The following is an 11,682-nucleotide window of genomic DNA, read 5'->3' on the forward strand; positions in this document are numbered from 1 at the left end:
GCGGCGCCGCTAGACCGAGGGGAGTTCGGCGAGAACGGCCGGGGGGAACGGCGGTGGCGTGGCCAGCGCGCTCCACACGCTGCGAGTGGCCGCCAGCACCTCGTCCAGCGTGGTGCCGCGTGCCGTGGTGCGCGCCGCGCCGTGCACGCACTCGGCAGCCCGACCATGCACGGTGGCGCCCAACACCGCCGCCGCGTCGCCCAACGCGCCTTGTGCCAGCAGCGCGGCCACGATGCCGGCAAGGCTGTCACCGCTCCCCCCGGTCGCCAGGAGAGGTGTCCCGTGTGGCACGACCCACACGGGGGCGCCGTCGGCTGACGCGACCAGCGTGGGCGTCCCCTTGAGCAGCACGGTGCAGTGGGCGCGGGCCGCGAAACGCTGCAGCTGGTGTGCGCGCTCGCTCCAGGCTGCGGCGAGTGGTGCGCCCAGCAACCGCGCAAACTCACCGGCGTGCGGCGTGCACACCACCGCGCGCGCGTCGCGCGTCCAGTGCTGCAGCAGCGACGCCGTATCGGTACCCAGTGCCGCCGCCGCTTCAGCCGCGTGCCACAAGGCGTCGGCATCGAGCAGCAGCGGCACGCCGCGATGCTGGTCGAGCAGTCGCTGCAGCGCGGTGGCCGACCGCGGGCTGCGACCAAGCCCCGGTCCCACGGCGAGGGCATCCACCCGCAGCGCCGAGGGCGCGGCAGCACCGGTAGCATCGGCGTGCCGACTCCCCGCCGCTTCGGGCCAGCGGTGCGCGAGGGCCTGCGGCACCAACGCCTGCACGGCGGCCACGCTCTCGCTGGCCACGACCGCGTGCACCAGCCCGGCGCCGGAGTGCAGCGCCGCCCGTGCGGCCAGCACCACCGCCCCGGCCATCCCCTCGTCGCCACCGGCGAGCGCTACGCGTCCGCGCGTGCCCTTGTGCGCACACCACGCATCTGCCGCGGCCACCTGCTGCAGGAGCGCGCCCGCGCCATGCAGGTCGGCCCAGCGCCACGCGCCGTCATCAGTGTCCCCGGGACGGTCGGCACCGACCCCGAGGCCGATGTCGAGCAGCACCACGCGCCCCACGTGTGCCCGCTGCAGCAGCGCTCCGCGCTTGATCGTGCCGAACGAGAGTGTGACGTGCGCGGCGGCGCTGCCATCGGCGATCTCGCCGGTCGTGGCATCGAGACCGCTGGGCACGTCGAGCGCCACGATCGTGGCGCCGCGATCGCGCGCGAGCGTGAGTCGCGCACAGTCGGCCGACAGGCCGTCGCGCAGCGCGCCGCGATGCCCGGTTCCCAACAGCCCGTCCACCACGATCTGCTCGTTGCCGGTGGGCATGCCATGCACCAGATACGGCGCCGCGATCTGCGCGGCCCGCTGCGCGTCGGGTGTGCGCGGGGGCATGCGCGCGTGCACCCGCACCGTAACCCCCTGGCGCGCCAGCTGCGCGGCCATCACATACGCATCGCCGCCGTTGTTGCCGCTCCCAGCCAGCAGGCATACCCCATGCGCCAGGCGGTCGTCGAACTCCCGCAGCAGAAACGCCGCGGCGGTGGAACCGGCCTGCACCATGAGATCGAACGACGGCACACCGCCGTTGATGACGGCGCGGTCTCGTGCCGCCGCTTCAACCGCCGTCGTGATGCGGAGGGCGCTCAGACGTGCGCCGTGCTCCATGGATACTCGCGCCCGAAGGCATCCTCGAAATCGAAGACGCCATGGAAGTCGTCGCGACTGTCCTGTGGCTGGCTGATGAGCAGCCCCAGGTCGACGAGCGTGAACACGATATCGCCGATGTCCATGGTGCAGCGTACCCCCCAGTGCTCGAGCACCACGCGGGCCATGACGCCGTAGCGATGCAAGGCGAGATCACGGCACGCCTGGGCCAGCTCGGGACCGGTGATGTGCCGCCGCTCCACGAGCCGAGTCTGGCTGTGCTCGAGCGCGGCCAGGACGAAAAGGTATGCACGTTCGTCGAACCGCTGCTCACGCAGACGGATCTGATCCATGATGCCTTCACGGAACGCCAGCTCAGACACGCTTCCCTGCTCCTCGACGAATTCGACGCGAATGACGACAGCCCGCGAACTGCACGCCGCGGCGACGGCGCCGCAGACATGGTGAATACTGAAGACGAGATCGGGCGGCCACAACTCCCGTGGACGCCCGATCCTTTACCTCTGCACAGCTTTGTGATGCGCACACCACGGAAATGCCGTGGTGTGCGGGAGTTACACCCGCGCGACGGCGCGGTACAGCGGGAAGCGATCGGCGAGCGCCTTCACATCGGCCTTGACCGCGGCCACCGTGTCCGCATCGTCGTGATGCGTGAGCACGCGGTCGATGAGGGCGGCGATCTGCTGCATGGCGTCACCATCCATGCCGCGCGTGGTCACCGCCGGCGTGCCGATGCGAATGCCACTGGTGATGAACGGCGACTGCGTTTCGTTGGGCACGGTGTTCTTGTTCACCGTGATCCCGGCCTGGTCGAGCACCTTCTCGGCCACCTTGCCGGTGAGCCCCTTGTTGCGGAGGTCCACCAGCATGAGGTGGTTGTCGGTGCCGCCACTGACGATGTGATAGCCGCGCGACACGAGCGCCGCGGCGAGCACCTGCGCGTTCTCCACCACCTGGCGGCAGTACGCCGTAAACGACGGCTGCAGCGCCTCGTGGAACGCCACGGCCTTGGCGGCAATGACATGCTCCAGCGGTCCGCCCTGCATGCCGGGGAACATGGCCTTGTCGATGGCCTTCGCGTGCTCCGCCTTGCACAGAATGATGCCGCCGCGCGGACCACGCAGCGTCTTGTGAGTGGTGCTGGTGACCACGTCGGCAAAGGGTACCGGCGACGGATACGCGCCGGTGGCGGCCAGCCCCGCGAAGTGCGCCATGTCGACCCAGAACAGCGCGCCCACTTCGCGCGCGATGTCGGCGAACGCCTGCCAGTCGATGACGCGCGAGTACGCGCTGTAGCCGGCAATGATGATCTTGGGGCGATGCTCGCGCGCCTGGGCGCGCATGTGGTCGTAGTCGATGATGCCGTCGCCGGTAACGCCGTACGACACCGCCTTGTACAGCAGACCGGAGAAGTTGACCGGCGAGCCGTGCGTGAGGTGCCCGCCCTGCGACAGGTCCATACCGAGGAAGGTCTCGCCCGGCTTCATGAAGGCGAGAAACACCGCCGCGTTGGCGCTCGCACCGCTGTGCGGCTGCACGTTGGCGTGATCAGCCTGAAAAAGCTGCTTCGCGCGATCGATGGCCAGTTGTTCGATCTTGTCCACCACCTCACAGCCGCCGTAGTAGCGCTTCCCCGGCAACCCCTCGGCGTACTTGTTCGTGAGCGGCGACCCCATGGCCTCCATCACGGCGGGCGACACGAAGTTCTCACTCGCAATGAGTTCGAGGCCGTCGCTCTGTCGTTCGACTTCCTCGGTCAGCAGGTGCGCGATCTCCGGGTCGGTGGCGCTCAGCGCGCCGCCCGGAGGCAAACGATCCCACTGCGACCAATCGGCACTCGCTCCAGCACTCATGCCCCGCTCCCCGGAGCGTCCGCTCCGTTCTGTTCGTTCGTCTGCTCGATCTTGTGCACGCGCGTTTCGTGGCGCCCGCCCTCGAAGGGCGTATCGAGCCACGTCTTGAGGATGGCCACCGCGTCTTCGTCGGAGACGAACCGCGCGGGGAGCACCAGCACGTTTGCGTCGTTGTGCTTGCGGGCCAGTCCGGCGATTTCGGGGTTCCACACCACGGCGGCGCGGACCCCGGGATACCGATTGGCCACATAGCTCATGCCCAGCCCCGTGCCGCACAGCAGGATGCCACGGTCGGCAGCGCCGTCGCTGACCTGCTGCGAGAGCGGGTGGGCGTAATCGGGGTAGTCGGTGCTGGCGGTGCTGTGCGTGCCGATGTCGTCCACCTCGTACCCGAGCGAGTCGAGCACGAGACGCAGCCGTTCCTTGAGTTCGAAACCGGCGTGATCGGACGCGATGGGAATGCGCTCTTTGGTCATCAGGATTCCTTGTTGGGGTACTGCGGCCACGTCCTCATCATACCGCGAACGGCGGCGATACGCTGCTCGGCCACCCGATCGGCCGCCATGTACGTGGGAATGCCGGTACTCTTGGCCAGGGCGAAGACGCTCAGCACGGTCTCGTAGATCTCGTCGGCCTTGCGCAGCGAGCGGTCGCGGCTCCAGCCGGTGAGCTCACTGTACACGTTGATCACACCGCCGGCATTGGCCACGTAGTCGGGCGCATAAAGCACCCCGCGCGCCTCGAGCTCGTCACCATGCCGGTCTTCGAGCAGCTGGTTGTTGGCGGCGCCCGACACGATCTCCACCTGCAGTCGCGGGATGGTGTCGTCGTTGAGGATCCCCCCCAGCGCGCAGGGCGCGAAGATGTCGGCCCTGGCCGCGTAGATGTCGTCGAGCGGCACCGCCGTGGCGCCGAACTCCTTCACCACACGATCGACACGCGTGGCGTCGATGTCGGTCACGACGAGATCGGCGCCGGCCCGGTGCAGCTCCCGCGCCAGGTGACTGCCCACCGAGCCGAGCCCCTGAATGGCCACCGTGCGGCCCGTGAGCTCCTTGCTCCCCCAGCGCTGAAACGCCGACGCCTGGATGGCGCGGAACACCCCGCGTGCCGTGACACTCGACGGATCCCCCGACTTGGAGCCGATGCCGGCCACGTGCGTGGTTTCCATGTGCACGAAGTCCATGTCCTCGACGGTCGTGCCCACATCCTCGGCCGTCACGTAGCGGCCGCCCAACGAGTCCACGAACCGCCCGTGCGCCCGAAACAGCATTTCGCGGTGCGGGGTCTTGTTGTTGCCGATGATCACCGACTTGCCGCCGCCCAGATTGAGGCCGGCCACGGCGTTCTTGTATGTCATGCCGCGGGAGAGGCGCAGCGCGTCCACCACCGCCTCCTCGTCGCTTGCGTAGCTCCAGAAGCGGCAGCCGCCGAGCGCCGGCCCGAGGGTGGTGTCGTGAATGGCGATGATGCCGCGGTAGCCACTCGCCTTGTCGTGACAGAACACGACCTGCTCGTGGCCCATCTCGGCGATGGTGTCGAAGTAGTGCATGCAGGATCCGTCAGTCGGGGAGGATACCGTCGGCGGCCGCGGCGGCGGCCAGCGTTTCGCGCGCAATCACGATGCGCTGGATCTCCGAGGTGCCTTCGTAGATCTCGGTGACCTTGGCGTCGCGCAGATGGCGCTCGACGGGGTAGTCGGTCACGTAGCCGTAGCCGCCATGGATCTGCACCGCTTCGTTCGTGACCCACATGGCGGTCTCGGAGGCAAAGAGCTTCGCCATGCTGCTGTAGCGCGTGACCTTCTCCCCGCGCTCCTTGGCCGCGGCCGCCGCGTGCAGCAGGGTACGGGCCGCCGTGATGCGGGTGGCCATGTCGGCGATCTTGAACTGGATGGCCTGGAACTCGGCGATGGGCTTGCCGAACTGCTTGCGCTCACCCACGTAGCGCACGCTGGCCTCGAGCGCGGCGCGCGCAATGCCGATGGCCTGCGCCGCAATGCCAAGCCGCCCATGGTCGAGCGACCCGAGCGCATAGATGAGCCCCTTGCCCTCGTCGCCCAGCAGCCGGTCGCCGGGCACGCGGCAGTTGTCGAGCACGATCTGGAGGGTGGGCGAGGCACGCATGCCCAGCTTGTTCTCCTTCTTCGTGACGTGGAAGCCCGGCAGGTCGGGGGTGAGGATGAAGGTGCTGATCCCCTTGCTCCCCCGGCGGGCGTCGGGCGTGTCGGTGCGGGCCATGCAGAGGATGACCTGCGCTTCGTTCCCGTGGCTCACCCACGCCTTGGTGCCGCTCAACAGCCAGTCGTCACCGTCACGCACCGCCTGGGTGCGCAGGCTCGCGGCATCGGAGCCGGCCTCGGGCTCGGAGAGCGCGAAGGCCCCGAGCCACTCCCCGCGCGCCATGGGCGGCAGGTAGTGGGTGCGCTGCGCCTCGTTGCCGAAGCTCAGGATCATCTGGGTGGGCAGCGAATTGTGCACACTCAGCGTGACCGCCGCGGTGGCGTCACCCACGGCGATCTCCTCGAGCGCCAGCAGGTAGCTCTGCGCATCGAGGCCGAGGCCATCGTACTGCTCGGGGATGAGCATGCCGAGGAACCCCAGCTCGGCCATCTGCTCGACCATGAGGCGATCGAAGCGCTGCGCGCGGTCGCGCTCGCCGGCGAGCGGCGTGAGTTCGCGCGCGGTGTACTCGCGTGCCAGTCGCTGGATTTCGCGCTGGGTATCAGTGAGGGGCAGGAGCGACATGTGGGGTCAGTACTGGTAGAAGCCGCGACCGCTCTTGCGGCCAAGCCACCCCGCCGCGACGTACTTCCGCAGCAGCGGGCAGGGACGGTACTTCGGATCGCCGAGGCCGTCGTGCAGCACCTCGAGAATGGCGAGGCAGGTATCGAGCCCGATGAAGTCGGCAAGCGTGAGCGGCCCCATGGGGTGATTCATGCCGAGCTTCATGACCGTGTCGATGGCCTCCGGCGTGCCCACCCCCTCCATCACGCAGTAGATGGCCTCGTTGATCATGGGCATGAGGATGCGGTTGGCCACGAAGCCGGGGAAATCGTTCACTTCCACCGGCGTCTTGCCGAGCGCCCGGGAGAGCGCCATGACCTGCGCGGTCGTGGCATCGCTGGTCGCGAGGCCGCGAATGACCTCCACCAACTGCATGACCGGCACCGGGTTCATGAAGTGCATGCCGATGACGAGCTCGGGGCGCTTGGTGCGCGCCGCAATCTCGGTGATGGAAATGGAGCTCGTGTTGCTGGCGAGGATGGCGCCCTCGGGCGCCAGCCGATCCAGCTCCTCGAAGATGCGGAACTTGAGGTCCGTGCGTTCGGTGGCGGCTTCCACGACGATCTGCGCCGTGCCCACGGCATCGAGCGCGGTGGCCGTCTGAATGCGCGCAAGCGCCGCGCCCGCGACCTCGGCGTCGAGCGCGCCCTTCTTCACCTGGCGCTCGAGATTCCTGGCGATCGTGTCACGCCCGCGGGCAAGGGCGTCGGCACTCACGTCGATCATGGTGACCTCGTGGCCGCTCACCGCGAACACGTGCGCAATCCCGTTGCCCATCTGCCCCGCGCCGATGACCGCCGCGCGCTGCATGCCACCCACCGTATCGGACATATCGCTTCAATGCCTCGTGTACTTGGAAAAAGTGAGGAGTCCACCACTCAACACCAACGCTGCCACCGCGCCACCTTCCGGCCCCCAGGAGCCGCCGGTGAGCCACGCCGGTCCCAATACAACCGCCTTGTAGCCCGGTGTGGCGAACGGCAACCCGCTTACCGGCACGTGCAGCACGGCCGCCATGACCCAGTTCCACGCCAGATGCGCCGTGAACGCCGCCGGCAGTCCCGCACGTTCACGAATGACGCACAGGCACCACCCGGCCAGCATCACGATGCCGGTGGTGCGCGCACCGGCCCCCGGGTTGAGCAGATGCACCATGCCGAACGCCACGCTGCTGGCGGCTCGTGCCAACAGCGGCCCCTGCCCGGCTGGTGTGGCCTCGGCGGCCGTGGCGTAGAGATAGCCGCGGAAGGCGTACTCCTCCCACAGGGCCGCCGGGGCAAGCACCACCAGAAGTCGCAGCGCCGTTCCGCCCCAGCTTTCCCCGGCAAACGCCTGCGCCGGTACGGCGTCGAAGCGGAGCTGACCGAAGCCCCACAGCACCAGCGTCGTGAGCAGGATGGCACCGGTGCCCACAGCGGCCCCCACCAGCAGCGGCCGGGCGCGCCAACTGCCTTCCGGCACGCCCAGCACCGCCCAGGGCACCTCGTCCAGGAAGCGGAAGCCGGTCCAGCACCCGGCCAGCACCCCCACCAGCATGCTGACGGGGTACATGGGGACCGGCTCGCCCATCGCCCGCGAGAGCAGGCCGAAGAGCGGTGCCGCCAGCGACTCGAAGACTCCCTGGGCGAGGATCCACGCCACCCCGAAGGCGACGAGCCGCCAGAGAACGCGCGCGAAGACCGTCAGGAAACGCGTTCCACCGAAAGGGCCACCGCATCACCGCCACCGAGGCACAGCGTGGCCACGCCGGTGCGCAGGTTGCGATCGATGAGCGCGTGCAGCAGCGTGACCAGTACGCGCGTGCCGCTCGCGCCAATGGGGTGCCCCAACGCAATGGCACCGCCGTGCACGTTCACGCGATCCCCGTCCCACCCCAGCCCGGCCCCGTCTGCCAGCGCCTGGCTGGCGAAGGCTTCGTTGGCCTCGATGAGGTCGTAATCGCCAATGGTGGTGCCCGCCTTGGCCATGAGGTTCTTCACGGCCGTAATGGGCGCGAAGAACAGCTCCTGCGGGTCCCCGGCGCCCGTGGCGTAGCCCGTGATGCGCGCCAGGATGGTGAGGCCGTGCGCACGCGCATATGCCTCACTGGTCACCACCACCGCGGCCGCGCCGTCGTTGAGCGACGAGGCGTTGCCGGCCGTCACCGACAGGGTGTTGGGGTCGCCCTTCCCCGGGAAGGCGGGGCGCAGCTTTGCGAGAGACTCGGCCGTGGTATCGGCGCGCGGCCCTTCGTCGGCGTTCACCACGGTGGGGCCCTTGCGGCCGGGAATCTCCACCGGGACGATCTCGGCGGTGAACTTGCCGGCCTGCTGCGCCGCCACGGCCTTGGCGTGCGACGCGGCGGCAAAGGCATCCTGCGCCTCGCGCGACACGCCCGCCTTGGTGGCCGTGTATTCCGCATGCGAACCCATGTGTACGTTGCAGGTCCCGCACCAGAGCCCGTCCCTGATCATGCCGTCGACCATGGTCTGGTCGCCGATCTTCACGCCACCACGCATGCCGTACACGTAGTGCGGCGCGTTGCTCATGCTTTCCTGACCACCGGCCACGATGACCTGCGCATCACCGGCCTTGATGGCCTGCGCCGCCAGCATCACCGCCTTGAGCCCGGAACCGCACACCTTGTTCACGGTGAGTGCCGACGCCGTGCTGGGCACGCCAGCCTTGAGCATGGCCTGCCGTGCCGGGGCCTGTCCGGTGCCCCCCTGCAGCACGTGCCCCATGATGACTTCCTGCACCGCGGCAGGGTCCACGCCACTGCGCTGCAGGGCGGCACGGATGGCAATGGCGCCGAGTTCCGGCGCGGAAAGGGAGGCCAAGCCTCCGAGATACCGGCCGATCGGTGTGCGCGCGGCACCCACGATCACCGGCTGGCGAGTCATGTCGGACATGGGATGGGAAACGGGCGGAAGACGACGCTGGGGAGCGCTTTGGGGATGCCACGTCAAGTTAATGGGCGGGCAGGAGCGGGGGCTTGTTACTGAAAACTGTCTGTGACTCGGGGACAGGATGGGGCGCAGGGGGCTGGGGCCGCAGGCGGGTGCGCGGGGGTTTCCGGAACGATGGCCCAACCCCTGCAGTATCACGGAGCATGCTTGATACCCTGCGCATGCTCATCGCCGACAGCCTGCCGACTGTCACCGAGTTGGACCCGCCGATACACGAGGCGGACATCCGCGTCGCCGCCTGTGCCCTGCTGCTCGAAATCGCGCACGCCGACCAGCGCCTGTCACGGGACGAACGCGCCGTGATCCTGCGTTCGCTCACCACCTACTTTGGCGTGGACGATCGCGGCGCCCTGGAGCTGATTGCCGAAGCGGAGCGGCAGTGGAGCGAGCGCGTCGATCGCTCGGCGTTCACGAACCAGCTGCTGGCCGAGTACGATCAGGATCAGCGTCATGTGCTCTCCGACCTGCTCTGGGACGTCGCGGGGGCCGATGGCTGGCTGGGAGACCACGAGACGCTGCTCACGACGCAGCTGTCGGCGCTGCTGGGTGTGCCGGCGCGCCGCGTGGAGGGCGACCGCCCCCCCGCCCCCCCACTGGACGCGTGAGGGGCGTGCTTCGAAGTTGCAGGATGCGTGCGATCCGACTGCTCCCTGCCCTTCTCTTTCCGGCGGTGGCCGGAGCTCAGGTCCGTCAGCCTGTACGGCGACCCGCTCCGGCACCCAAGCCCGCCACGGCTCCGGCACCCAAGCCCGCCACCGCGGGCCCGACGCTGCAGATCCCTCTGGCGAAGATCACCGGCGAGGTGTTCGACAGTGTGGCGGTGGCGCCGCTCGCCAACGCCACCGTGCAGTTCGTGGCGGCGGACAATCCGCAGAATGTCCGCAGCATCCGCACCGACTCGGTGGGGCAATTCTTTCTCGACTCGATGCGCGTGGGGTCGTATCTCGTGGGGATCATCCACGAGCAGGTCGACCGGCTCGGGCTTGAGAACCGCATTGTGCAGGTGAACATCGCCGGCAGCGGCGATGTGTCGCTGTCGCTGGGGCTTCCGTCGGCGGCCAGCCTGATGAAGACCAAGTGTGCCGCGGCCGGCGAGGGGAACGACCGCGGCGCGTTCATGGGGATGGTCCGTACCGCCCGCGGCACGCCGCTCGAAGGCAACGCGCGGGTCCGGGTGCAGTACCTCGAAACGGTGATCGGGCCGAGCGGCATGTCGCGCCGCTTCCCGTCGCGGTTTGCCGACGCGCAGCCCACGGGGGCGTTCGTGCTCTGCGGGGTGCCCCCCGAGGCCAGCGTGACCACGCGCGCTTATGCCGGTCCCGACTCGAGCGGGGTGGTGGAGCTGGTGGTGCCGCGCAATGGCTTGCTGGTCCGCGATCTCATCATTGCCAGTCCGCAGCGCGTGGCTGTGGCTCCCACGTCCGCGGCCGAGCGGCCACGTACCCTGCTCAAGGGCACCAGCCGCGTGCGGGGCGTGGTGCGTGACAGCGTTGGCAAGCCGCTGGTGGGCGCGCGGGTGTCGGTCCCGGGCACGGGCGCCGAAGGCGTCTCAACGGGCGGCGGCGCCTTCACCTTCGAAGCGCTCCCCGGGGGCTCGTGGATGGTGGAAGCCCGCGCGGTGGGCTTCGAGCCGAGGCGCGTGGCCGTGGATTTCATCGAGAATGCCGAGGCCGTGACCGAAATCAGCCTCGCGGGGCTCGCGCCGCGCATGGATACGGTGAAGGTCACCGCCGATCGCTGGAGCCGGGAGATGGCCGCGTTCGAGGAGCGCAAGAAGATGGGGGGCGGCTACTTCCTCGACGATCAGCAGCTCGAACGACGCAACGCGCTCTTCGCGGCCGACATCCTGCGCGGCACCCCCGGCGTCACGATCCAACCCGGGGCGAGCGCCGGTCGCGACCGCGTCACGATGCGTGGCAACGCCGGGGCGGGCACCTGCATCCCGGCGGTGTTCGTGAACGGCATGAATACGCCCATTCCCGACGGTGTGATCGAGAACGTGGTGTCGACCAACGACATTCGCGCCGTGGAAGTGTACAGCCGCACGGGCTCGACTCCTCCCGAGTTCATGAGCCGCAACGGCTGCGGCAGCATCGTCATCTGGACCGGGCAGCGGCGCCGACCGAACGACCGGTAAGGAAGCGGCGGAGCACGGTCGATGCCGCACGTGACAGCGTCACGGGAGACGGCGTCACGGGAGACGGCGCCACGGGAGACGGCGTCACGGGAGACGGCGTCATGGAAGACGGCGTCACGGGAGACGGCGTCACGGGAGACGGCGTCATGGAAGACGGCGTCATGGAAGACGGCGTCATGGAAGACGGCGTCATGGAAGACGGCGTCAGGGAAGAAAGCGTGATGCTGAATGCGGTATGGGAACGGCGGTGTGCGCCGTTGCCATAAGTTCTTCCCATGACGCCGTTCCCATGACGCCGTCAAACATGA

12 protein-coding genes are annotated in these 11,682 nt (G+C 68.9%); 3 read left to right on the forward strand and 9 right to left on the reverse strand.

Annotation, left to right across the window (positions count from 1 at the left end; translation table 11 throughout):
• Positions 1-9: 9 nt before the first annotated feature.
• The 9 genes from O9271_RS08725 to O9271_RS08765 form a co-directional block, all read right to left on the reverse strand.
• Entirely contained in the window at positions 10-1,650 is a 1,641-nt protein-coding gene (locus tag O9271_RS08725; RefSeq protein ID WP_298268363.1) for an NAD(P)H-hydrate dehydratase, read from the reverse strand.
• Positions 1,629-2,012 carry a Minf_1886 family protein gene (locus O9271_RS08730; RefSeq protein ID WP_298268365.1) on the reverse strand — a complete coding sequence of 128 codons (384 nt, stop codon included), beginning with the start codon at positions 2,010-2,012 and terminating at the stop codon, positions 1,629-1,631. The genes O9271_RS08725 and O9271_RS08730 overlap by 22 nt, the downstream gene beginning before the upstream one ends.
• Positions 2,013-2,204: 192 nt before the next feature.
• The gene (gene glyA / locus O9271_RS08735; protein WP_298268367.1) at positions 2,205-3,503 is read right to left on the reverse strand and encodes a serine hydroxymethyltransferase; all 1,299 of its coding nucleotides are present in this window, start codon (positions 3,501-3,503) and stop codon (positions 2,205-2,207) included.
• The gene (rpiB, locus tag O9271_RS08740) at positions 3,500-3,979 is read right to left on the reverse strand and encodes a ribose 5-phosphate isomerase B (RefSeq protein WP_298268369.1); all 480 of its coding nucleotides are present in this window, start codon (positions 3,977-3,979) and stop codon (positions 3,500-3,502) included. The genes glyA and rpiB overlap by 4 nt, the downstream gene beginning before the upstream one ends.
• On the reverse strand, positions 3,979-5,055 hold the full coding sequence (locus O9271_RS08745) for a Glu/Leu/Phe/Val dehydrogenase dimerization domain-containing protein (RefSeq protein WP_298268371.1): 1,077 nt from the start codon (positions 5,053-5,055) through the stop codon (positions 3,979-3,981). Before O9271_RS08745 ends, rpiB begins: the two co-directional genes overlap by 1 nt.
• 10 nt (positions 5,056-5,065) lie before the next feature.
• Positions 5,066-6,250 (reverse strand): acyl-CoA dehydrogenase family protein, encoded by a 1,185-nt coding sequence (locus tag O9271_RS08750; RefSeq protein WP_298268373.1) that lies wholly within the window; start codon positions 6,248-6,250, stop codon positions 5,066-5,068.
• Positions 6,251-6,256: 6 nt separating this feature from the next.
• On the reverse strand, positions 6,257-7,120 hold the full coding sequence (locus O9271_RS08755) for a 3-hydroxybutyryl-CoA dehydrogenase (protein ID WP_298268376.1): 864 nt from the start codon (positions 7,118-7,120) through the stop codon (positions 6,257-6,259).
• A 6-nt stretch (positions 7,121-7,126) separates the two neighbouring features.
• A complete protein-coding gene (locus tag O9271_RS08760) occupies positions 7,127-7,930 on the reverse strand; it encodes a CPBP family intramembrane glutamic endopeptidase (protein WP_298268379.1) in 804 nt (267 codons plus the stop codon).
• Between the two features lie 41 nt (positions 7,931-7,971).
• Positions 7,972-9,180 (reverse strand): acetyl-CoA C-acetyltransferase, encoded by a 1,209-nt coding sequence (locus O9271_RS08765; RefSeq protein ID WP_298268382.1) that lies wholly within the window; start codon positions 9,178-9,180, stop codon positions 7,972-7,974.
• A gap of 200 nt (positions 9,181-9,380) precedes the next feature.
• Between O9271_RS08765 and O9271_RS08770 the strand changes: the two genes are divergently transcribed.
• The 3 genes from O9271_RS08770 to O9271_RS08780 all read left to right on the forward strand — a co-directional run bounded on the left by O9271_RS08770 (position 9,381) and on the right by O9271_RS08780 (position 11,640).
• Positions 9,381-9,842 (forward strand): TerB family tellurite resistance protein, encoded by a 462-nt coding sequence (locus O9271_RS08770; RefSeq protein WP_298268384.1) that lies wholly within the window; start codon positions 9,381-9,383, stop codon positions 9,840-9,842.
• 23 nt (positions 9,843-9,865) lie between these two features.
• Positions 9,866-11,374, forward strand: a complete 1,509-nt coding sequence (locus O9271_RS08775; protein ID WP_298268386.1) for a carboxypeptidase regulatory-like domain-containing protein — start codon at positions 9,866-9,868, stop codon at positions 11,372-11,374.
• A gap of 101 nt (positions 11,375-11,475) precedes the next feature.
• On the forward strand, positions 11,476-11,640 hold the full coding sequence (locus O9271_RS08780; protein ID WP_298268388.1) for a hypothetical protein: 165 nt from the start codon (positions 11,476-11,478) through the stop codon (positions 11,638-11,640).
• Positions 11,641-11,682: the final 42 nt, after the last annotated feature.

It is taken from the genome of Gemmatimonas sp. (genome assembly GCF_027531815.1).
Taxonomy (GTDB): domain Bacteria; phylum Gemmatimonadota; class Gemmatimonadetes; order Gemmatimonadales; family Gemmatimonadaceae; genus Gemmatimonas.

Bases quoted from the DNA above. Each gene is read 5' to 3' on its own strand.
- O9271_RS08725 (WP_298268363.1), bottom strand. From the start codon at position 1,650: ATGGAGCACGGCGCACGTCTGAGCGCCCTCCGCATCACGACGGCGGTT.
- glyA (WP_298268367.1), bottom strand. From the start codon at position 3,503: ATGAGTGCTGGAGCGAGTGCCGATTGGTCGCAGTGGGATCGTTTGCCT.
- rpiB (WP_298268369.1), bottom strand. From the start codon at position 3,979: ATGACCAAAGAGCGCATTCCCATCGCGTCCGATCACGCCGGTTTCGAA.
- O9271_RS08745 (WP_298268371.1), bottom strand. From the start codon at position 5,055: ATGCACTACTTCGACACCATCGCCGAGATGGGCCACGAGCAGGTCGTG.
- O9271_RS08750 (WP_298268373.1), bottom strand. From the start codon at position 6,250: ATGTCGCTCCTGCCCCTCACTGATACCCAGCGCGAAATCCAGCGACTG.
- O9271_RS08755 (WP_298268376.1), bottom strand. From the start codon at position 7,120: ATGTCCGATACGGTGGGTGGCATGCAGCGCGCGGCGGTCATCGGCGCG.
- O9271_RS08765 (WP_298268382.1), bottom strand. From the start codon at position 9,180: ATGTCCGACATGACTCGCCAGCCGGTGATCGTGGGTGCCGCGCGCACA.
- O9271_RS08770 (WP_298268384.1), top strand. From the start codon at position 9,381: ATGCTTGATACCCTGCGCATGCTCATCGCCGACAGCCTGCCGACTGTC.
- O9271_RS08775 (WP_298268386.1), top strand. From the start codon at position 9,866: ATGCGTGCGATCCGACTGCTCCCTGCCCTTCTCTTTCCGGCGGTGGCC.
- O9271_RS08780 (WP_298268388.1), top strand. From the start codon at position 11,476: ATGGAAGACGGCGTCACGGGAGACGGCGTCACGGGAGACGGCGTCATG.